The sequence below is a fragment of the Neptuniibacter sp. CAU 1671 genome, assembly GCF_029222905.1.
Classification (GTDB): Bacteria; Pseudomonadota; Gammaproteobacteria; order Pseudomonadales; family Balneatricaceae; genus Neptuniibacter.
The window spans coordinates 472,357-493,338 of record NZ_JARHUE010000001.1; the positions used below are offsets into that span (position 1 = coordinate 472,357).

At 53.5% G+C, this 20,982-nt stretch carries 19 protein-coding genes; 8 read left to right on the plus strand and 11 right to left on the minus strand.

Translation table 11 applies throughout. The features are described from left to right. Window positions 1-237 precede the first annotated feature (237 nt). The 8 genes from P2G53_RS02235 to P2G53_RS02270 form a co-directional block, all read right to left on the minus strand. Complete coding sequence (locus tag P2G53_RS02235; RefSeq protein WP_275813099.1) at window positions 238-5,325, minus strand: diguanylate cyclase; 5,088 nt, start codon at window positions 5,323-5,325, stop codon at window positions 238-240. Window positions 5,326-5,341: 16 nt separating this feature from the next. Next, window positions 5,342-6,058 (minus strand): hypothetical protein, encoded by a 717-nt coding sequence (locus tag P2G53_RS02240; RefSeq protein WP_275813101.1) that lies wholly within the window; start codon window positions 6,056-6,058, stop codon window positions 5,342-5,344. 11 nt (window positions 6,059-6,069) lie between these two features. Beyond that, window positions 6,070-6,864, minus strand: coding sequence for a gamma-glutamylcyclotransferase family protein (locus tag P2G53_RS02245; protein WP_275813103.1), 795 nt, complete (start codon window positions 6,862-6,864; stop codon window positions 6,070-6,072). A gap of 148 nt (window positions 6,865-7,012) precedes the next feature. Further along, window positions 7,013-7,873 (minus strand): SDR family oxidoreductase, encoded by an 861-nt coding sequence (locus P2G53_RS02250; RefSeq protein ID WP_275813105.1) that lies wholly within the window; start codon window positions 7,871-7,873, stop codon window positions 7,013-7,015. A 49-nt stretch (window positions 7,874-7,922) separates the two neighbouring features. Then, window positions 7,923-8,501: a cytochrome b gene (locus tag P2G53_RS02255; protein WP_275813107.1), complete on the minus strand. Its 579-nt coding sequence runs from the start codon at window positions 8,499-8,501 to the stop codon at window positions 7,923-7,925. A gap of 142 nt (window positions 8,502-8,643) precedes the next feature. Further along, a complete protein-coding gene (locus tag P2G53_RS02260) occupies window positions 8,644-8,841 on the minus strand; it encodes a CPXCG motif-containing cysteine-rich protein (protein ID WP_275813109.1) in 198 nt (65 codons plus the stop codon). A gap of 247 nt (window positions 8,842-9,088) precedes the next feature. Next, window positions 9,089-10,474: a cysteine--tRNA ligase gene (gene cysS / locus P2G53_RS02265; protein ID WP_275813111.1), complete on the minus strand. Its 1,386-nt coding sequence runs from the start codon at window positions 10,472-10,474 to the stop codon at window positions 9,089-9,091. Window positions 10,475-10,548: 74 nt separating this feature from the next. After that, entirely contained in the window at window positions 10,549-11,457 is a 909-nt protein-coding gene (locus P2G53_RS02270) for a hypothetical protein (protein ID WP_275813113.1), read from the minus strand. A 277-nt stretch (window positions 11,458-11,734) separates the two neighbouring features. Between P2G53_RS02270 and P2G53_RS02275 the strand changes: the two genes are divergently transcribed. Then, entirely contained in the window at window positions 11,735-12,298 is a 564-nt protein-coding gene (locus P2G53_RS02275) for a DUF5610 domain-containing protein (protein ID WP_275813115.1), read from the plus strand. Between the two features lie 61 nt (window positions 12,299-12,359). Here the strand turns inward: P2G53_RS02275 and P2G53_RS02280 are convergent, their stop codons facing one another. Then, complete coding sequence (locus tag P2G53_RS02280; RefSeq protein ID WP_275813117.1) at window positions 12,360-12,545, minus strand: hypothetical protein; 186 nt, start codon at window positions 12,543-12,545, stop codon at window positions 12,360-12,362. A 314-nt stretch (window positions 12,546-12,859) separates the two neighbouring features. Here P2G53_RS02280 and P2G53_RS02285 point away from each other — a divergent pair, with 314 nt between their 5' ends. Genes P2G53_RS02285 through P2G53_RS02305 form a run of 5 tightly spaced genes read left to right on the plus strand, consistent with a single transcriptional unit; the run spans window position 12,860 to window position 17,801 of the window. Continuing rightward, window positions 12,860-13,240, plus strand: coding sequence for a MerR family DNA-binding transcriptional regulator (locus P2G53_RS02285; protein ID WP_275813119.1), 381 nt, complete (start codon window positions 12,860-12,862; stop codon window positions 13,238-13,240). Window positions 13,241-13,280: 40 nt separating this feature from the next. After that, window positions 13,281-14,441, plus strand: a complete 1,161-nt coding sequence (locus P2G53_RS02290; RefSeq protein ID WP_275813122.1) for an isovaleryl-CoA dehydrogenase — start codon at window positions 13,281-13,283, stop codon at window positions 14,439-14,441. Between the two features lie 12 nt (window positions 14,442-14,453). After that, complete coding sequence (locus P2G53_RS02295; RefSeq protein WP_275813125.1) at window positions 14,454-16,052, plus strand: carboxyl transferase domain-containing protein; 1,599 nt, start codon at window positions 14,454-14,456, stop codon at window positions 16,050-16,052. A 10-nt stretch (window positions 16,053-16,062) separates the two neighbouring features. Beyond that, complete coding sequence (locus P2G53_RS02300) at window positions 16,063-16,839, plus strand: enoyl-CoA hydratase-related protein (RefSeq protein WP_275813128.1); 777 nt, start codon at window positions 16,063-16,065, stop codon at window positions 16,837-16,839. A gap of 20 nt (window positions 16,840-16,859) precedes the next feature. Continuing rightward, window positions 16,860-17,801, plus strand: coding sequence for a hydroxymethylglutaryl-CoA lyase (locus P2G53_RS02305; protein ID WP_275813131.1), 942 nt, complete (start codon window positions 16,860-16,862; stop codon window positions 17,799-17,801). On the opposite strand, the gene P2G53_RS02310 is transcribed toward P2G53_RS02305, so the two are convergent. Then, entirely contained in the window at window positions 17,789-18,343 is a 555-nt protein-coding gene (locus P2G53_RS02310; RefSeq protein ID WP_275813135.1) for a gamma-glutamylcyclotransferase family protein, read from the minus strand. The genes P2G53_RS02305 and P2G53_RS02310 overlap by 13 nt on opposite strands. Before the next feature lie 178 nt (window positions 18,344-18,521). Then, window positions 18,522-19,715 (minus strand): enoyl-ACP reductase FabV, encoded by a 1,194-nt coding sequence (gene fabV, locus P2G53_RS02315; RefSeq protein WP_275814080.1) that lies wholly within the window; start codon window positions 19,713-19,715, stop codon window positions 18,522-18,524. A 173-nt stretch (window positions 19,716-19,888) separates the two neighbouring features. Here fabV and P2G53_RS02320 point away from each other — a divergent pair, with 173 nt between their 5' ends. Together P2G53_RS02320 and P2G53_RS02325 are read left to right on the plus strand one after the other, a co-directional pair. After that, entirely contained in the window at window positions 19,889-20,320 is a 432-nt protein-coding gene (locus tag P2G53_RS02320; protein ID WP_275813138.1) for a MaoC family dehydratase, read from the plus strand. Window positions 20,321-20,478: 158 nt separating this feature from the next. Then, a complete protein-coding gene (locus P2G53_RS02325) occupies window positions 20,479-20,949 on the plus strand; it encodes a DUF523 domain-containing protein (protein WP_275813141.1) in 471 nt (156 codons plus the stop codon). Window positions 20,950-20,982: the final 33 nt, after the last annotated feature.

Below are 20,982 nucleotides of genomic sequence, written 5' to 3' on the forward strand. Positions count from 1 at the left end.
GAACTGATGCTTAGCAGTCAGCTCAGGTTGGCCCGGAAAACCCGGCGTAACTCAGCGGCGGATTATGAGGCTTTCGTGAGGCTAGAACAAAGCAGCGATTAAAACTATTTCGTACAACCCAAACGAAAAACAGCAAGAGTGAGTTCAGAAGCGTCCGAAAACCTCACCTATCGGCAATGATGCCAAATAGACAACTTATCTCTACCTGTCAGATCAACACAACAATAGTATCCGCAGTTAACCCGCCATCTCCCCCGCCATCTGCACCTGATTCCGGCCCAGTTTTTTCGCCCGGTACAGCGCCATATCCGCTTTATGCACCAGATATTCAGCCCCCCGCACGACTTCCGGCACCATCGTGGCGATACCGGCACTGATAGTCACAACTTGGCCTGTGGGTGAATATGCGTGTGGAATTGCCCGCTGTTCAATTGCATCTCGCACTTTTTCGGCCACCTGTTCAGCGCCCTCCTGCCCCGTGTCCGGCAGAATCAGCATAAACTCTTCACCGCCATAACGTGCAACCAGATCTGCAGGGCGGTGAAGCTGGGCACGGATGGTGTCAGCCACTGCGATCAGACATTTATCCCCGGTCTGATGTCCGTAGTTGTCGTTGTAGGCTTTGAAATGATCGACATCCAGCATGATGACAGACAGTGGCCGTTGTTCCCGCCGCAGACGTATCCAGACCTCCACCAGATAGGCATCACCACGACGACGGTTGGCGACACCGGTCAATCCATCATGATCTACCAGACCCTGCAGCTCTTCGTTTAACTGCTCCAGGCGGGCGGTACGTTCTGCCACCTTATGTTCCAGATTACGGGAGTATTCCTGTAATTGTTCATAGAGTTGGGCATTTTCTATTGCTACCGCTGCCTGAGCGGCCAGCAGCCGGATCACTTCGACTCTGGACTGGGTAAACACTCCGCTGGCGAGGTTATTTTCCATATACAGCACCGTTTCAAAACGGTCCCGCCGGATGGGTACACAGCACACAGACGCGGGCCTGAAACTGAGCATATAAGGATCGTTCACAAACACACCTTCATTGACAGCATCATGCAGTACCACGGCTTCACCGTTGTGTAATACCTGACTGATCAGGGATACCGGCAAAGGCTGTTTGCCTTTAACCGAGTCACAGACCCATGAATAATCGGGCAGACCTTCAACCTGACAATGATCTTCTGGAAACCGCGCCGTTTTAACCTCCAACCGGCCCTCATGTCTGACGACCAGACAACCCCACTGACCACCTGCGTTTTCCAGCAAAATATCCATCGTGGTGTTAAGCAGTTTCTCCAGCACAATCTCACCTGAGATCTGCCGGGATGCCTTCATCACTGAGGCGAGATCAAGATCACCCCGCTCCTGTCGCCCCACCGCCAATTCAATACCACCGGCCAGTTCACGCAATACCGGAAACTCCTGCTCCAGTAGCGCGACCTTGCGATGCGCGCCCCAACGGTCATAAACACGGTATGCCCCGCGCAGATAACCTTCTGCACTACGGCGTCGACCCAGCGCCAGCAGATGGCGCGCAGCACGTTCAAACGCGGTGGCTTCGTCTCTTAAAAATCCGCTGAGACGCGCTGCATCAATGGCCGCGTCATAACGCGACAGCGCCATCTCGCAATCGCCCTCAAGCACGCAGAATTCGGCTTCCATGAGGTACTGCAGATGACGAAAATTGTCTGCACAATTGTCGGCCCAGCGTGTCATGCGAGCCAGATCCCGTTCCAGTCGCTGTCGTGTTTCTGTCTGTTCTGCGGGACTCATCGCCGGATAACGACTGACCAGCGTCAGGTAGGCCACTATATAGAATCGCACCAGTTGGGGCAGTGACATGGCTGACTTGATCAACTTGTCCTGCGCCCTGACATATTCCAGTGCCTGCTCAGTATCACCGTACAGCAGACAGATCTCGGCGTGATAGATCTGGTAATTGGCAATGCCCGTCATGAATTGACGCTGTCGCATCCCCTCAAGACAGGCCTGTTCATCAAAGTTATCGTCGCTCAGACTGAAGGGGGATTTGGTCAATCCAAGCAAGTTTCGTTGCAACTGCAGAAACAGCGTGCCGGAATCCAGAGAGTCCTGATAGGCGCATTCACGTACGATTTCAAGATTTTCCGCATGCAACTGGCTGGCCGTTTCCAGATCCAGAGTCGGATCCCAGATCACACAGTCCTGCGCACTGTAGGCCAGATAGAGCAGATCGCCGGTCTGGTAGCCTGCTTCAATCCCTTTGCGAAACCAGCCGGTCAGACTGGACCAGTGATTACTCCAGTGGTTCACGAACATGGCGTACACGTAGATCACCCGTGCCCGCAGGGCCTGATCGTCAAGACGTTCATTGATGGCCAGCCCGACTTTGGCATATTCATAGCCCAACGCCGGTTCATCCAGTTCCCCACACAGCAGCATGCCGTAAGCGGCATAGGCAAAGGCAGACTCAGGACAGTTGCCATGACGCAGGGACAGATTGACCGACTTCAGCACCAGATAGGGAAACAGATTGCCACTGCCGGAAAGAAACGCCGCCGCAAAAATCTCCATCAGCAGGCGCATGGCGGTCAGGGTCGCTTCATCCTGAACCAGTGGCGCATCCACCAGCCCCGCGATGCTCCGTCCCCCCAGATTAGCCAGCACCTGCTGTTTTTCTTCTGCAATATGTTCGGCGGTGGGGTGATCGGTAAACTGAATACCCAGCAGTTCCAGACCCTGAATCGCGGACTGGATGGAGGCTTCCATCCGGCCAAGGGTGGCGTACTGCCGGGTACGTGTCGCCAGAATATTGCTGCGTTCAAGATCGGTGCGGGCATGCGTCAGCATCAGACCGATCCAGTGATCAGCCTGTTCAGCCTGGCCGGTCAGATAGGCACACTGCTGAAGCTCTGCTGCCAGTACCGGCATCAGTTCAGGTGCTGTTTGCCATGGGTTATCGGGTAAGAGCGTCTGGGCCACCTGCAGGTAACTCAGTGCGTTCTGATAGGCCGACGACTGTTTGGCGCGGACACCCGCCCGCAGGTTGAGTTGCGCCAGTTGATACTGTTCGGCACTGGAGGATATCAGCAACCTGCCTTCATTAAGATGACTGACAATATCGATAACCCGGTCTTCCGGCACCTGATCCCCGACGGACTGCAACATCAGTCGCCCTATCGACAGGTGCACTTCACGCAGCCGCTGTACATCAATCAGGGCATAGGCGGCCTGCTGCACCCGGTCATGCTGAAACCGATAATTGGGATTGAATAGCACCGGCTCGTTGTTTTCTGCGGCCAGATGTTTACCCACCAGCCGGTAATCGCTATGCAATGGCAGCACCGTATGCTGTTTCAGCGCTGGCAGCAGGGCGGCGGCGGTGTCTGTGACCGACTGCTCATAGATGACAGACAAGGTGTGCAGATCGAAGCTACCGCCAATGCAGGCCGCCAGTTGCAGCACCCGCTGAGTTTCAGGGGTAAACTGGCGCAGGTTGTCCACCATGAACGCGACGACGTCATTGCTGACGCCGGACCAGCGGGCTGCATCCAGATCCCACTGCCAGTGGCCAGTGACCGGATCAGGTGCAATGGCGCCCTCTTTATGCAATTGGCGCAGCAACTCATTGGTAAAGAAGGGATTACCCCGCGCCTTATCAAACAGCATATCGCTCAACGGTCGTGTTTCATCCGGTTGGCGGCATAACGCCCCGGCCACCAGCTGAGCCACTGAATCACGATTCAGGGGCCCCAAAGGCAGTTGTCGGATCTCTTTTTTATGCTGCAGGTCCTCCAGCAAAAGCCGTAACGGATGCCCGACACCCACTTCATTACTGCGATAGGCACCGATCAAAAGCAGGTGAGTCAGCTCATGGGAGCTGACCAGCCGGCGCAACAACTCAAGCGTGGGAGCATCGCTCCACTGCAGGTCATCCAGGAACAGCACCACCGGGTGCCCTTCTCCCGCAAAAACGCGCAGAAAAGTTGTCAGCACAATCTGCAAACGGTTACGTGCTTCAGCCGGAGGCAGTGCCACCACAGGGGGTTGCGGACCAATCATCAGCTCCAGCTCGGGCACCAGATCAACCACCAGTTGGGCGTTAGGCACCAGCGCTTCAAGCAGCCGCTCCCGCCACTGGGCAATCAACGCTTCCGGCTCTGCTAATATCTGCTGGACTAATCCGCGAAAGGTGGCCGCCAGTGCAGTGTAGGCATCACCCTGCTGGAACTGATCAAACTTGCCCTGAACCAGAAAACCCCGTTCCCGAACCAAAGGCCGGTCCAGTTCATTCACCAGTGCTGACTTCCCGACGCCGGAATAGCCATGAACCAGACAGAATTCGTTACTGCCAGCCACAGCAGCCTCAAACAAACCCAGCAGCTGATCCAGTTCACGTGCACGACCATAAAGCGTCTGGGGTATCAGGAACTTCTGCACACCATCCTGTTGGCCCAGCGGGAAAGGCTCAGGCTCATGCCCCGCCGCCAGTTGGTCAGCACATCCCGTCAGGTCATGTTTCAGGCCAGATGCACTCTGGTAACGCGCTTCGGGATTTTTTTCCATCAGTTTGAGTACGATGGCAGAGACAATCTCCGGCACATCTGCACGTAACTCATGGGGTGCAGGTGGCAAGCGGCTGATGTGGCTGTGCACCCACTCCAGCAGACTGTCAGCCTGAAAAGGTTGTCTGCCGGTCAGCAGTTCAAACAACAAAACACCCAGCGAATAATAGTCAGAACGGTAATCCAGATCCCGGTTCATGCGCCCGGTCTGTTCCGGTGAGATATAGGGCAGCGGCCCTTCCAGCCGACGCGACATCTGCATCGCCTGACGTTCCTGATCCAGCTCAGAGGCAATACCAAAACCGGCCAGCGCGACATGGCCCGTTGATGGTTTAAACAACACATGATCGGGTGTCAGTGATTTGTGTACCAGATCCCGGGCATGGATTTCACCCAGGGTGTTTACCAATTGCAGGGCTATATCCAACACCTCGGCCAGAGGCATTCCCTGATGACCGGTTTGCTCTAAACAGGCACGTAATGAGCTTTCAACCGGCTCCGCCACCAGCGCCAGATTACCGCTGCCGTGGGGTAACACCTCATAAACCCGACGTACTCCCGGGATATCCGCCAGGCCAATCGCAATAGATCCTTCACGGCGGATTTCTGCCACCTGATAACGTTCGGGGTATTCCACATCCAGGGTTTCCACCACCAGGGGTTGATCATCCACAAGACGCCGGGCACTGTAGATAACCCTGTCACCGGCACGACCCACTGCGGGGCCGATTTCATAACCTGTTAACTGCAAACCGGTGGAATCGATTGTCATTGATGGGCTATCCGCTTCAGACACTGAACATACGTCGGAATGTAGCACTGTAGTCCTCATGTGCGGTATTGCGCAGCGGTTGTCCGTGACCGCACAGGGCATGACTGAACGCCAGCAACTTGAGCCGGGTGAAATCCTCACCAGTGGGGGCTGCGGCCTGCACCCAGACAGGGCCCAGATTAGCCGGAGAGAAAAAGCCCATCTGCTGCATCAATGCAGAGGAATCCTCAGAAAAGAAGTCATCCGGCGCATGCCAGTTCTGCAAGGCATCGCAGGCGATAACAATACCGTCAGAACGATCCAGATGAAGTATCGCTTCAGGGATATGCGTCGTTTGGAAGCTGAACAGACTGGCATCCGAAATCGGCAATTCTGCATCAGGCGTCAGGCGATCTGTCACCTCCAGTCCGGTTTCATGTTCGATGCCGGGCAAGGCCCAATACTTAGCGCCATAGCGGCTGACATAAAAAGGATCATCCCGGCCATGCAGCGCACCCAGCCGGATTACATCGGTCACCCGGCCCAACCGCTCAAGCTCCGCCAGACCAGCATCATCCAGACGTACACTGTTGATAATGATCAGGCGATCAGCGTCGCGTACCACGGTCATATTACGGCTGAAACGCCAGTCCAGCCCCTGTAATACGGTTTCCATCGCTCCGCTGACAAAAAACACATCCGGAAACACCTCTTCGATGGCACCATGGGGCAAAGCCGGTGGATACTGATCCATTATGATTGTCCTCATTCCTCGTTGTACGTGAAGCGACCTACGTAACGATACTCCCGGGCATATTCATTCAGGTAGCTGTTCAGGTAGTGTCGCTGAGCCGGGTTGAGGCGTCCCTGCCGGATATCATCCAGAGATTCTTTTCCATCACTGCTGTCCAGACGCTTGATATGAAACAGTGTCATATCCCGCCCGCCGAAAAACTGCTTCAGATATGCATGTAACGGCCGCGCTGCGGACATATCAAATACCGCACCATACAACGCTGTATACAACGGTTGCTGCGCCAGAGAGTGGCTATCAAACACAGGAAATTCACCGGGCGGTGGTGTAAACACAGGATAGTCTTGCGGGCTATGAACCGGGTGTGACAGCAATTGCTGTATATAGCTATCCTCAATTCCGGCATGGCGGGCCCCGGCGACCAGCAAATTCAGGTAACGCTGACTGGGCAGGCAGGTATTATCAATAAACTCCGGCATGCCGATGTAGGTCAACGCAGAAACCGGTGCTCCGTCTCTGTCCACCTCAACCGTAATCCGGTCGTAACCGTGGCCACAGGCTTCAGCCGCATCCAGTGGCACCAGTGCGGTTTCCGGGCAGTCATACAGCACACCCCGTACCCGGTCGCCGGGCTGGCCAGTGTATTCAATATTGCCCACGCCACCTTCATGCCGGAAGAAATGCTGCACATTAAAACGCAGCCGCCAACCAGGCAGGACTGCAGTGCACGCTGACAACGGTTCCACCCCTTTCGCACGAAGCGAAATGATGTTCATATTGGAACCAAAGCCAAAATAGCGAATCATCTTAAAATCAAACACCGTTTGGAGTGCTGTGCAGTTCAAAGCGCGTTTGAAACAATAACACTACCCAGGTCAGGCACAAAACCCATCCGGCATTTTTTCTGGCCAGCGCGCACCCGTCAAAGCCTAATTCTACAGACCTCAGAACCGGTTAACGTTTGCCATCGCTACCCGCTTTCAACAATACATAGTCCAGCCAGCGGCCGGGCAATAAGCGTTTTAAAACAGCAAATAAGCGAGTCGGGAAGGTCACCCGGTAACGTATCCGGGATTTGGGACTTTGCAGGGCATGCAGCAGTGCTTTTTCCACCGCCCCCGGCCCCAGCGTGAAGGGAGCGGCGGGGCCTTCCATCTCAAGCCGGTCGATAATGGCCTGATACTGGGCCTGATGCACACTGCCCTTTAGTGGTATCCACTGTTTGAACTGGGTAAAGGCATTCTTGCGAAAATCTGACAGGATCGGGCCAGGCTCAATCAGACTGACCTGAATATTATCCTGACGCAGTTCCAGACGCAGGGTATCGGCAAAGCCTTCCAGTGCGAATTTGCTGGCATTGTATGCACCACGATACTGCATGGCGGCAAATCCCAGAATGGAGCTGTTGTAGATAATCCGGCCATAACCCTGTGCGCGCATAATCGGCACCAGCCGGTTGGTCAGCTCCTGGGTACCAAACACATTGGTATTGAACTGATGCTGCATCGCTGCACGGCTCAGGTCTTCCACCGCACCCGGCAAGCCAAAGGCACCGTTATTAAAAAGGGCATCCAATTTGCCGCCGGTGAGCTTCAGGGTCTGCTCGATGGCATGACTGATTGAGTCACTATCCGCCAGATCCAGCACAATGGCGGTCAGTCCCTCGGCTTGCAGCCGGGTTACATCTGACAGGGTACGGGCGGTGGCAATGACTTTGTAGCCCTGTTTTTGCAGAGCATGCGCACAGTGATGGCCAATACCAGAGGAGCAGCCGGTAATCAGAATAGAACTTGGAGGTAAGAGTCGTTGTTTCATAAAAGCAATCATAGTGAAGCGGTGATGAGAAGATCACCGCTTCAGGTAGTTAATTACCGGTCGTCATTTTTTTCAGGGTACGGTCGCCCAACACCCGGTGGTGATAAAGCGCTGCACCGGCATGACCCAGAATCAGCATCCACAACAGAAATTCACCCAGAATCGCCTTGTGAATCAGATCAAACGGTTTCTCAAATTCTTTAAAGGTCATTGTCGGGGCAAACTGCTGGGCAAACAGTGCAGTATCTTTGAAGCTGGGGATCTCAAACAGAAAGAAGAAGTTGGTTGGCGCTCCGGTGCCCAGATAACCGGTGATCGGCATGACTATCATCAGCAGATAAAGCAGACCGTGTCCGATTTTGGCGGCCCGCTGCTGCAGTGGTGTACCCTCAGTTGCAGGCGCCGGATTGGTGAGTTTCCAGATAATCCGCAAAATCACCAGTACCGCCACTGTGACCCCAATGGAAAAGTGCAGCTGGATAGCAGTGATATTCTCAGGTGTTTTCGGCTCTGTGAAGAACTCCCGGTAGTAAACCGTGATGTAAGAACCCAGAAACAGCAGTGCAGTCGACCAGTGAATCCATTTGGCAATGCTGCCGTAATTTCGAGCGGTGTTGCGTAAACTCATTATGACTCCTTTCAATAAGCAGATGGGCAAACGCCATCTAAGCACAGCCGAATAAATTCCATAAGCACTTTTACGCCATCAACGCTGTGTTGCTATTTTTATAACAATATCAGTCGATTAACAGCTGCACTCAGCAGCTGTACTAATAACTGTCATTTTCTGTGAGCACCACCAGCTCCGGTTCCCCACTCGGTGATGGGGTGACGTGAAACACAATCGGCCGACAACAGACCTGGCAGTCTTCGATATACTCCTGCGCCTCATCCAGCGCCTCTATCAGCACGGTGATGCTCTCGCCACAGTAAGGACAGTCGATCAGCCTTTCACAGAGTCCATACATGCCATTGCCTCCGATTATTTAAAAAGACAGTGCTGAGCGGCTTTTGTATAAAGAGGGAATCGCCACTGTAACACCCGTCAACGGGACAGTTTCATTGTTAGCTTCAGTTTATGTTAATTCCTACACAGGCCTTTCCAAACAGCAGGACCAACCTGTACAAAAAACTGCCCAACGTGCTGCTTTGGCCACATAAAAAAGCCACCGACATGACTGAGGGTGGCTTTAAGTGGCATGCGGAACTGCTGACTCAGCTTTCGCGGTACCAGCTAGTACCTTCGCGGCTGTCTTTCAGCACCACGCCCTGATCCAGCAGGGACTGACGAATTCGATCCGCCTCGGCATAATCTTTATTGGCCTTGGCACTGGCGCGGTCAGCAATCAGCGTTTCAATCTGCTCCGCCGTCAGTTCACCCTCTTTCGCCTCACCCTGCAGGAAGCTGGCAGGATCCTGCTGCAGCAATCCGAGAATAGCGCCCAACTGAATCAGACGGGTAGCCAGCACACCGGCTTCCGGGCTTTGTTCTCGCTTGACGCGGTTCAGCTCGTTCACCAGATCGAACAGCACAGCAACCGCTTTCGGGGTATTGAAGTCATCGTCCATCGCGTCATAAAAACGCTGTTCAAACTCACCTTCAGACTCAACTGCAGTCGCCTGCACACCTTCCAGTGCCTGATAGAAACGTTCCAGCATGGTGCGGGCTTCCCGCAGGCTGTCTTCGCTGTAGTCGATGTAGGTACGGTAATGCACGCGGGCCAGGAAAAAGCGCACCACTTCGGGGTCATACTCTTTCAGTACGTCGCGAATGGTGAAGAAGTTACCCAAAGACTTGGACATCTTTTCTGAATTCACCCGCACCGGACCGGCATGCATCCAGGTGTTGACGTACTTCACGCCATTGGCCGCTTCGGACTGCGCGATTTCGTTTTCATGGTGCGGGAATGGCAGATCCGGTCCACCCCCGTGGATATCAAAGGTATCGCCCAGACAGCATTTAGACATGGCGGAACATTCAATGTGCCAGCCAGGACGGCCTGGTCCCCAGGGAGACTCCCAGCTTATTTCACCGGCTTTGGCCGCTTTCCAGAGCACAAAGTCCAGTGGGCTCTCTTTGGCTTCACCCACTTCAACCCGGGCACCGGAGCGCAGCTCATCAACATTTTTGTTGGTCAGGCGACCATATTCCGCAAACTTCTCCACCCGGTAATAGACATCACCGTTACTGGCAGCATAGGCAAACCCTTTTTCGATCAGGGTTTCCACCAGCGCAATAATATCCTGCATATGGCCGGTAGCACGGGGTTCCTGGTCCGGGCGCAGCACATTCAGAGCGGTTTCATCTTCATGCATCGCTGCAATCATGCGTTCGGTCAGCTGCGCAGGTGCTTCACCATTCTCAGCCGCACGTTTGATGATCTTGTCATCCACATCGGTGATATTGCGCACATAATTCACATCCCAGCCACGGGCGCGCAGGTAACGGGTGATCACATCAAACGCCACCATGACCCGGGCGTGACCGATATGACAGAAGTCATACACGGTAACGCCACAGACATACATCTTGATTTTGCCCGCTTCCAGGGGAGTAAACGGCGCCTTGCTTTTGGTCAGGGTGTTATAAATCTGCAGCATAGTGGGTCAGTAAGATGGCTAGCGAAAACAAAGGCGGCATTATAGAGGAATTCATTCCGGCTGTCGGCAGGCAATCACAGTTCATCATTGGCCAGACGCGGGGTCATAATGCCCCGGCTGACGCCGAGCAGCGGGCTGTCCTCACAGCTCAGCAGCAGGCGACCATCCTCAAGCCATTTGACCGCCTCCCACTGCGCATAGATCTGCAGCGTGATCCGTAGGGCACGGCTCCAGTCCGGCAAACCATCAACCGGCACCAGCCAGATAAATGAATAGCCCAGCAGACGTTGTCTTGAATAGCCCAACAGCACCAGCTGTTGAGTCTGTGGATTATAATCAGCACCGGTGATCAGCCCCGCCACCGGGTATGATGCAACCGGTTCGACGGTCTGTTCTGGTTGATGTTTATCGAGGCGATACAGCCGGGTCTGACCATCGCCACGGTTTTTGCTGAACAACCAGAGTTCATTGCCAACAACCGTTAGCCCCTCGCAATCAAAATTGTGCAGCCGGTTCTCCGGCGGCTGATAATCCGCCAGCCGTACCTGCAGCCTGGTCACTGCCACCTCCCCGCCAGAGGGAGCCTGCTGCAGTGCCGCCCAGCTCACCCGGTAAAGGGTAAACCGCTCGCGCTTACCCCGATTGTTGCCACAGTCAGCCACATAAAGAGCTTCTTCATCCTGCGCCATCGCTTCCCAATCGATATTTTCAGCACCGGTCAGAAAAACCTGTTTAATCAGCCCACCTGCATCATCAATCGCTAACAGGCTGGCAGGGTTACCACTGTCATTCAGTGTCCAGTTGAGTCCCTCATAACGGGCAAGTCCCGACGTTTCTCTAACCTCGCCAGGCCAGCGCTGAAGTTCAACATCGCCCTGAAAATCCGGTTTTTCCGGCAGGACGGCCACCTGCGCGCAACCGGCAAATAACAAAATCAGCAAGAGCATAGCCAACCGGCCAACAACAGCATGAGTGATTTTCACGATCAAAATGAACTCCTTTTTTACGACCGACGACCCCGGTAATTCCCTCTTTAATACGTAAACTTTGTGAGGTAATTGAACAAAATCTGACCTATCAGCGCCGCAGTTGAATAAATATCAACATATCAGCAACACCTTCAACAATACTGTATGAAGAACAACATAATAAAAACAGAACACCGTGGAGGCATTAATGGAAGCAGCACGTCCAGGCCAGAGTCTCCATACTTTGGCAAAACATGATTTAGCCCAAGATGCCGCAGCACAGAGTATCGCCGTGAGCAGTCTGATTTTTCAACGCAAAGTAACCCATGAGTTCGACCTGTTGCAGCAGGTCTGTCAAAGCACATCCAATCATGTCAGTCAGGCACTGATTCTGGTCTATAAAACCACGCTGGATGAAATCAACGAACTCCTTTGTCAGGAGTTGGAAGAACGCTTACTGGATAACACTCTGGATGCCGGCTGGGAGCCCACCGCAGAGATGGTGGCCGACCGGCTCGTTAACATGGCAATTGAAATTTTTAGTTTTTATCTCTCTGCTCACCCTGAGCTCAACGAAGATGTTGTACTTGAACGTTTTATGAATCAAATAACGGAAGGCGTCGTGCAGGGGGTCGCAGAAGCCCGCGAAATCCTGGATGGTGTTAACAGCCTGGATGAGGAAACCGAAAGTCAGATCGATCAGGCCTTTGACCTGACGCTGGAGGGTCTGGAGAATTTCCGGGAGAGTTTCAGCTTTGACAGCATCGACCCCGAGGAGGCGCTCTTCAATGAGCTGGGGGATGCAGAGGACTATGAGGGTACGCTTTCTCTGGATGAAATGATGGCGGATTATTAAGCAGCCTGGCTGCTGTCCACAAAAAACGCCGCATTGCGGCGTTTTTCATTCCCATCAACGCTTAGTGCAGTTCATCGTACTTGCGACGAATCGCCACCAGTTTGGGCTGAATGTCCAGTGGAGCATAATTCATGGCCTGTTCAAACAGATCCTTGTTTTTATCAGACAGGCGCTCCTCCTCTGTCATTGCTGACAGCTTCTCCATTGCTTCGAGGAATTTTGGGTGGATCTTTTCATGCTGAGACATTATGTGCCCTCCTCGGTTGATACTGCCATGCGTGAATAAACCTTTGCCTCACTGATAGACAGTTTTTATGGCAGAGGTTCAGTGACAGGGACAGAACACTCCTGTCTGCACCATCATAACAATGCAGTTAACGAGTGCCAGTAAAAAATTTCATATCCGGATAAAGTCACTGCAATTCCCTTCAGTCACCTGCAACTACAGGTAAACGATACCGTATCTTTAATTACCTTTACGTAACTATTTAAGAGCCTTTTTTGGCTTAATATATCTATATTGACTATATTTTATTTACGTTTAAGTAAACTTATTTTGCGATGTCAAATCAAACATATACCACACGGTCGCTCTGTAAAGAGTTTGCAATTACCAGCCGCAGCATCCGCTTTTATGAGGATCAGGGTTTACTGTTTCCAACCCGCGACGGCCAGAACCGCGTTTTCAGTCGGCAGGACCGGGTGAGATTAATCCTGATTCTGCGCGGCAAACGGCTTGGCTTTACGATCGCGGAGATTCGGGAGTTACTCTCCCTGTGGGACGACACACCGGCCGGAAGTCGCTTACAACTGGAAGAAACCCTGCGTCGGATTGCCACCAAAAAGACCCAGCTGGATCAGCAGTTGAGAGACATTGCCATATTGCAACTGGAACTGGAGCAGGCCGAGACCCGCTGCAGGGAAGCTCTGCTTCAGTATTGATTCCTCATCAGCCCAGTGCTGAAAACCGGAGGAAACAGTCATGTTTTATACCGAACCCGATTTCGGACTGGATGAAACTCACCGCCTGCTGGCCGAGCAGGTAACGCAGTTCGCCCGGCGCGAAATCGCCCCGCTGGCGGCACAAATCGATTTGGATAATCAGTTTCCTCAACCGCTCTGGCGCGCCATGGGCGCACTGGGTTTGCTGGGCGTCACCGCACCAGAGGAGTATGGCGGTGCGGGCCTGGGATATCTGGCACAATCGCTGATCATGGAAGCGTTAAGCCGTGCCAGCGGTTCAGTGGCACTTTCCTATGGTGCCCATGCCAATCTCTGCGTTAATCAGCTTGTCCGCAACGGTTCCGACATTCAAAAACAGCAGTTTCTGCCCGACCTGATCAGCGGCAAAACGGTCGGCGCACTCGCCATGTCTGAACCCAATGCAGGGTCTGACGTCATGTCGATGCAACTGAAAGCCACCCCAGAGGGCAGCGGCTACCGACTGAATGGCCATAAGATGTGGATCACCAACGGACCAGATGCCGATCTGCTGATTGTGTATGCCAAAACCAGCACCTCACCTGATCATCCCGCCATCACCGCGTTTCTGGTAGAGGGCAACAACCCGGGGCTGACCCGCCTGAATAAGCTGGATAAGCTGGGAATGCGTGGCTCCAATACCTGCGAACTCTGCTTTGATGACTGTTATGTAGCGGAAACCGCGATACTCGGTGCGCGCGATAAAGGCACTGAAGTCCTGATGAGCGGGCTGGACTATGAACGTCTGGTGCTGGCTGCTGGCCCGGTTGGACTGATGCAGGCAGCACTGGATACCTGTCTGCCCTACTGCCGGGAACGACACCAGTTCGGCAAACCGATTGGCGAGTTTGAACTGGTTCAGGGCAAACTTGCGGATATGTACAGTCGCACCACAGCTGCACGCGCTTATCTCTATACCCTTGCCCGTGCCGCAGACACTGGCCCACTGCAACGTAAGGATGCCGCCGGTGTAATTCTCTACTGCGCTGAACTGGCCACACAGATAGCACTGGATGCAATTCAGTTGCTCGGAGCCAACGGCTACATGAATGAGTACCCCTGTGGACGAATACTGCGCGATGCGAAACTCTATGAAATTGGCGCCGGCACTTCTGAAATTCGTCGCATGCTGATTGGCCGTGAGTTGATGCTTGGGCATTAACAGGAGGTTGATATGCTTCCCCTTGAAACGCCTTTAAACCCCAACAACCCAGGTACTGCTGAAAATGAAATCTGGTTACGGGGCCTGACCGATGCGTTGCATCAGACCCTGAAGGAGATTGAAAGCGGCGGCGGTGACCTTTATCAGAAACGCCATTGCCAACGTGGACGCCTGTTACCCCGCGACCGGATAAGAGCAGTGCTGGATGAGGGCAGCCCCTTTATTGAACTCTCCTCCCTGGCGGCCTATCAGGTCTATCCGGAACCCGTCGCTGCGGCAGGCATCATCAGCGGGATCGGTTATATCCACCAATTCCCCTGTATGATCGTGGCCAATGACCCCACGGTTAAGGGCGGCAGCTACTACCCCCTGACTGTTAAAAAACACCTGCGCGCCCAGGCCATCGCGATGAAAAACCGCCTGCCCTGCGTCTATCTGGTGGATTCCGGCGGCGCCAACCTGCCTTATCAGGCAGAGGTTTTTCCCGACCGAGATCATTTCGGCCGCATCTTTTACAATCAGGCGCGCATGTCCGCTGAAGGAATTCCCCAGATTGCTGTGGTGATGGGACCCTGCACCGCCGGTGGTGCTTATATCCCCGCCATGGCGGATCAGACCATCATGGTCAAACAGCAGGGCACCATCTATTTGGGTGGACCTCCACTGGTAAAAGCCGCCACCGGTGAAAGGGTCACCGCCGAGGAGTTGGGCGGTGCAGAACTGCACTGTCAGCACTCGGGTGTGGCGGATTATCTGGCTGAGAATGATCTTGACGCCCTGCAACAGGCAAGGGATTGTCTCCAACCCCTGCTCTCCCCCGTGCCGCCCTTGCACGATACTCACCCGCCCCGCTATGCAATCAGTGAGCTCTACAGCCTGATACCCAGAGATATGCGCCAGCCCGTGGATATGCGTTCGCTGATTGCACGGCTGGTAGATGATTCAGAGTTTGACGAATTTAAGCGCCTGTTCGGACGCACCCTGATCACCGGTTTCGCCTCGCTCTATGGACAGCCGGTGGGCATCATCGCCAACAACGGTATTCTTTTCAGCGACAGCGCCCAAAAGGGTTGTCAGTTTGTCCAACTGTGTTGCCAACGTCAGATTCCCCTGCTGTTTATCCAGAACATCACCGGCTTTATGGTGGGCCGTAAATACGAGCAGGAAGGGATCGCCAAACATGGCGCCAAGATGGTGACCGCTGTTGCCTGTGCTGAAGTGCCTAAGCTTACCCTGATTGTGGGTGGCAGCTACGGTGCCGGTAACTATGCCATGTGTGGCCGTGCCTATGACCCTGACTTTCTCTTCACCTGGCCAAGCGCCCGAATCGCCGTTATGGGTGGCCAACAGGCCGCATCAGTCCTCAGCGATGTCCGTCGTGAGCGTCTCAAACAGCAAAACCTGCATGAGGACCAGGCGACCACAGATGCCTATCATCAACAGATCAGTGACCGCTTTGATGAGCAGAGTCACCCCTACTATGCCTCCGCACGACTCTGGGATGACGGAATTATCGATCCGGCAGCAACCCGCTTTGTGCTGGGCCACTGCCTGCATATCTGCATGCTTTCACCACGACCTCAAAGCCGCTTTGGCATCTTTCGAATTTAAGGAGGTAATGATGCAGAACTGGATTACACAATCAGAACCCCAGCCAGGCCGGGTAATCCTCAGGCTCAACCGTCCTGAAAAACGCAACGCACTCACTGGTGACATGGTTCAGCAACTTCTGGGGTATCTGGAACAGCTTACCCAGCGTTCTGACCTCTGGCTGCTGCAACTTGAGGGTGCAGGTCACTGGTTTTGCAGTGGTGTTGACCTGAACTGGATGCAGCAGATGGGACAGGCTGAATGGTCAGAAAACCTGAAAGATGCGGAATTACTGGCCAATGTACTGGACCGCTTATGGCATTTCCCCTGTCCAACCCTTTGCAAAGTGCAGGGCGGCGCCATGGGTGGTGGCCTGGGACTGCTGGCCTGCTGTGATACGGTGCTGGCCACTAGCGCCAGCCGTTTTGCCTGCAGCGAAGTGCGTCTGGGGCTGATTCCAGCGGTTATCGCCCCCTATCTGATGCACAGCATGGGCGGGCGGCAGTCCATGCAGCATATGCTCTCGGGAGAACCCTTTTCAGCCGCCGAAGCTTTCAGAGCCGGGCTGGTGAGTGAGCTGTGTAGAGATAACGATGCGCTGGAACAACAAACCCAACTGCGCATTAAACAGCTACAACAGGGCCACCCTCAGGCATTGCGCCAGTGCAAACAGCTGATCCGTCAGTTACAACCGCTTTCACTGCCGTTGGCTACCGGTCAGTGGCTGGCCGAGATACGCCGTTCAGTACCCGCCCTTGAAGGTGTCGCAGCTTTTCTGGCAAAACGCCGGCCAAACTGGTCCAATTGAGCCAGCCTCTGGAGAATCATATGGCACACAATGCACTCCCCAAGCGGGTCAGACTGGTGGAAGTAGGCCCACGGGACGGCCTGCAAAATGAACCGGCTCTGCACTTGAATACCGCCCTCAAGGTAAAACTGATTGAGCGGCTGGCCGCCTGTGGGCTAACCCATATTGAATGCGGAAGTTTTGTTTCTGCCAGCAAAGTACCGCAAATGGCCGATTCTGCCGGGGTTTTTCAGCAGATCCGACGGCATAACGGTGTGCGTTATGCCGCATTGACGCCCAACCTCAGGGCCGTTCAGGACGCCATCAACACAGGTGTCAGCGAGGTCGCGGTATTCACTGCAGCATCAGATGCCTTTAACCAGCACAACATTCACTGCACCACCGATGAAAGCCTGCAGCGCTTTGCTCCGGCGATTGAATTAGCACAGCAGCATCAGTTACCCGTGCGGGCCTACATCTCAACGGTGATCGAGTGCCCCTACAGTGGACCAACAGATCCCGTGACTGTTGCCAACCTGGCAGAGCAACTGACAGCCATGGGCTGCTATGAGATTTCACTGGGCGATACCATTGGCACAGGCACTCCATTGCAAACGGCAAGACTGCTTGAAACGGTTACGCAGCAGGTACCCGTTGAGCGCATTGCGGTGCATTTTCATAACACCTACGGTCAGGCATTGGCCAACATTCTGACCGCTTTGCAGTTTGGTGTCAGTGTGATTGATACCTCAATTGCAGGTCTGGGTGGCTGCCCCTACGCCCCCGGCGCCAGCGGCAATATCGCCACTGAAGATGTACTCTACATGTTACAGGGTATGGGCATTGAAACCGGCGTGTCACTGGAAAAACTGGTAAGCACCAGTCACTGGATCTGTCAGCAACTGGCAAAAGAAAACGACTCCAGAGTCAGTCAGGCTCTGAAGCCGTTAGCGGGGGTCAAAACCTTTACTCAGAGACAATGACGTTCAGCCATCGTCCCGGTTTTCATAAATACAAACCGATCCAGATCTGACTGGCGATAGAGACGCTGCTCACGGGCAGTCCGCAGATCATTCGGGTCGGGAACAGCGGCATACTGTCGGATGCGCTTGATGTACTGCTGCGGTAGACCTGCGGCCTGTGCACCGTACAATACATGGGTCATATACCAGTCATACGGCTGCAGACTGCAATCGATCTGCAGTGCTACATAGGTGCAGGCCCGGCATTTACGCCCAAACTTATCCAGCACCGTCACCGGAACCGTTTCATAACCCACACCGGCATCTTCAATACCATCCAGACGGCTTTTCAACTGCGGGGACAACTCATACAGCACACCGTAGACCCTGTCCTGTTTGTTCCCGGTATACAGGGCATCGCCTTTAGCAGAACCATCGGTGCCTTTTTTATGGAAACGCAACTGGTAGCCTTGTAACTCGGCCGGGCCGAGATAATTCACTTCTGGCAGACGTGCCAGCAATCGCGGCAGGCTCATGTTTGAGCCATAAGCAAAATACAGCATATCAGCCTCTCTTGATCTTATTTTTTAAGGGGTCAGAAAATTATAGATCGGTGCGGAGGGAGCGAAAGTTTATTTTTATTCGTTTTTGTTATAACTGATCAAAAACTGAACATAGCATGAATAAGAGAAGCCATAAAAAAAGCGGAGCAAGGCTCCGCTTTTTTCAAGAAATGCTTGATCAGATATCGATCACTTCGAATGACACATCCGGATTTACATCAGCGTCATAGTCAACGCCGTCAATGCCAAAACCAAACAGCTTCAGGAACTCATCCTTGTAAAGCTGATAATCGGTCAGATCAAACAGGTTCTCGGAGGTCACCTGAGGCCAGATCTCGCGGCAGGCATTCTGCACGTCTTCACGCAGTTCCCAGTCATCCATACGGAAACGGTTTTTCTCATCCATTTCAGCAGAAGCACCATACAAACCGGTACTGAACAGACGATAGACCTGCTCCATACAGCCCTCATGCACGCCCTTTTCACGCATCACTTTGAAGCACATGGCCAGATACAGTGGCATCACGGGAATGGCAGAGCTGGCCTGAGTGACAACGGATTTCAGCACACCAATGTTGGCCTGACCGCCGGTGGTTGCCAGCTTGCTGTTAATAGCCGCCGCCGCACGGTCCAGATCCTGCTTGGCTTTACCCAGAGCACCATCCCAGTAGATTGGCCAGGTGATATCAGAGCCAATGTAAGAGTAGGCAACTGATTTACAACCCTCAGCCAGTACACCTGCGTCTTCCAGAGCGTTCATCCAGAGTTCCCAGTCTTCGCCACCCATTACAGTGACGGTAGCCTGAATCTCTTCTTCAGTCGCCGGTTCAACTTCAGCGTTGATGATGACATCCTTATTGGTGTCAATCGCAGTTGAGCGATACGGCTGACCAATCGGTTTCAGACAGGAGCGAATCACTTCACCGGTATCCGGCATTTTACGGACCGGAGAGGCCAGCGAGTAAACCACCAGATCTACCTGACCCAGGTCTTCACGAATCAGATCGACGACTTTCTGTTTAGCTTCATTGGAAAACGCATCGCCATTCAGGCTCTTGGCATACAACCCCTCTTCGTGGGCTGCTTTTTCAAAGGCCGCTGAGTTGTACCAGCCAGCAGTACCGGGTTTGCGTTCTGTGCCGGGCTTCTCAAAAAACACACCGATAGTCGCCGCACCACTGCCGAATGCAGCAGCAATACGAGAAGACAGGCCGTAACCACTGGATGCACCAATTACCAACACCCGTTTGGGTCCATTTTCGATAACACCCTTCTGACGGGTATATTCGATCTGTTCACGAACATTGGCTTCACACCCGGTTGGATGGGTGGTGGTGCAGATAAAACCGCGGATTTTTGGCTGGATAATCATGGCAACGGAGATCTCAATTCCAATAGTCAAATCGCCCCGTAAGATACAGGATTTGACCTCAAGTTGACAGACAATCGCACCCACCCCTTGACAGAGGATGAGGTTTTGCGGTTTTTTGCCACACTGACGGCAGTGCAATCATCCCGTATCGATGACAATGAGGATTATTTTTTATGCAAACGATTCACGGTTATTACCTTGAAGATCTCGAAGTGGGCATGAGCGACAGCTTTGCCAAAACGATTACAGAAGCGGATGTCTGCCTGTTTGCCGGAATCTCCGGCGACACCAATCCAATTCATATCAATGCTGACTATGCGGCCACCACGCAGTTTGGTCAGCGCATTGTGCACGGCATGTTCAGCGCCGCCCTGATCTCAACCGTGGCTGGCACCAAACTGCCGGGACCCGGAGCCATCTATGTGGACCAGCAGGTGAAATTCCGTGCTCCGGTATTTATCGGAGACACCGCAACCGCCTCAGTAACGGTCACTGAAATTGATGAGCGCCGCCGTCGCGTCAAATGCCGCACTGATGTGCATGTCGGCGAGAAGCTGGTCGCCACCGGCGAAGCGACCTTTATGGTCGACAAACGGGAAAGTTAATATCTCTTTTAAATGGCAGGCAGCACTCGCTAACCTGCCATTTTTTCTCACCTTTTCGCACTTTTACCCCCCTTTTAGTGACAGAATACGACTTTTGCAGATTTGCCTTGTCCTTCAGGATGAGTAAAATGCCGCAAAAAATAACAACTGTTCACGCCATGAAAAAAATTCTTATCAGTGCCTGCATGCTGGGTGAAAAGGTCCGCTACGATGGCAAACACCAGCTACTGGAGCACCCGATTCTGCAGTTATGGAACGCTCAGGGGCGATTGGTTTCAGTCTGCCCGGAAGTCTCCGGTGGCCTTGGCGTTCCGCGCCTGCCTGCTGAGGCTCAGTGCAAACACCCTATCCTGGTCGTTAACTGTGAGGGTGAAGATGTCACTCCGGAATTTCTGACCGGTGCGGAAAAAACCCTCGAAACTGCGCAAAAAGAGCATGTGTGCTGTGCGCTGATGAAATCGAAAAGTCCCTCCTGTGGTAATCAGCAGATCTACGATGGCAGTTTCAGTGGCCAGCTAACCTCAGGACAAGGGATTGCCGCCGCTGAACTGATGCGTCACGGCTATCCGGTTTTCAATGAACACCAGCTGGATCAGCTGTTCGACTTTGTCGAGAACTACGATCACTGAGTCCCCGCCGGGATAAATTCCCGGCATCACACT

Excerpts from the sequence above, each read along its gene's own strand:
- cysS (WP_275813111.1), bottom strand. The coding sequence starts at position 10,474 with ATGCTGCAGATTTATAACACCCTGACCAAAAGCAAGGCGCCGTTTACT.
- P2G53_RS02290 (WP_275813122.1), top strand. The coding sequence starts at position 13,281 with ATGTTTTATACCGAACCCGATTTCGGACTGGATGAAACTCACCGCCTG.
- P2G53_RS02285 (WP_275813119.1), top strand. The coding sequence starts at position 12,860 with ATGTCAAATCAAACATATACCACACGGTCGCTCTGTAAAGAGTTTGCA.
- P2G53_RS02320 (WP_275813138.1), top strand. The coding sequence starts at position 19,889 with ATGCAAACGATTCACGGTTATTACCTTGAAGATCTCGAAGTGGGCATG.
- P2G53_RS02255 (WP_275813107.1), bottom strand. The coding sequence starts at position 8,501 with ATGAGTTTACGCAACACCGCTCGAAATTACGGCAGCATTGCCAAATGG.
- P2G53_RS02300 (WP_275813128.1), top strand. The coding sequence starts at position 16,063 with ATGCAGAACTGGATTACACAATCAGAACCCCAGCCAGGCCGGGTAATC.
- P2G53_RS02280 (WP_275813117.1), bottom strand. The coding sequence starts at position 12,545 with ATGTCTCAGCATGAAAAGATCCACCCAAAATTCCTCGAAGCAATGGAG.
- P2G53_RS02235 (WP_275813099.1), bottom strand. The coding sequence starts at position 5,325 with ATGACAATCGATTCCACCGGTTTGCAGTTAACAGGTTATGAAATCGGC.
- P2G53_RS02305 (WP_275813131.1), top strand. The coding sequence starts at position 16,860 with ATGGCACACAATGCACTCCCCAAGCGGGTCAGACTGGTGGAAGTAGGC.
- fabV (WP_275814080.1), bottom strand. The coding sequence starts at position 19,715 with ATGATTATCCAGCCAAAAATCCGCGGTTTTATCTGCACCACCACCCAT.
- P2G53_RS02245 (WP_275813103.1), bottom strand. The coding sequence starts at position 6,864 with ATGATTCGCTATTTTGGCTTTGGTTCCAATATGAACATCATTTCGCTT.
- P2G53_RS02325 (WP_275813141.1), top strand. The coding sequence starts at position 20,479 with ATGAAAAAAATTCTTATCAGTGCCTGCATGCTGGGTGAAAAGGTCCGC.
- P2G53_RS02295 (WP_275813125.1), top strand. The coding sequence starts at position 14,454 with ATGCTTCCCCTTGAAACGCCTTTAAACCCCAACAACCCAGGTACTGCT.
- P2G53_RS02250 (WP_275813105.1), bottom strand. The coding sequence starts at position 7,873 with ATGAAACAACGACTCTTACCTCCAAGTTCTATTCTGATTACCGGCTGC.
- P2G53_RS02240 (WP_275813101.1), bottom strand. The coding sequence starts at position 6,058 with ATGGATCAGTATCCACCGGCTTTGCCCCATGGTGCCATCGAAGAGGTG.
- P2G53_RS02310 (WP_275813135.1), bottom strand. The coding sequence starts at position 18,343 with ATGCTGTATTTTGCTTATGGCTCAAACATGAGCCTGCCGCGATTGCTG.
- P2G53_RS02260 (WP_275813109.1), bottom strand. The coding sequence starts at position 8,841 with ATGTATGGACTCTGTGAAAGGCTGATCGACTGTCCTTACTGTGGCGAG.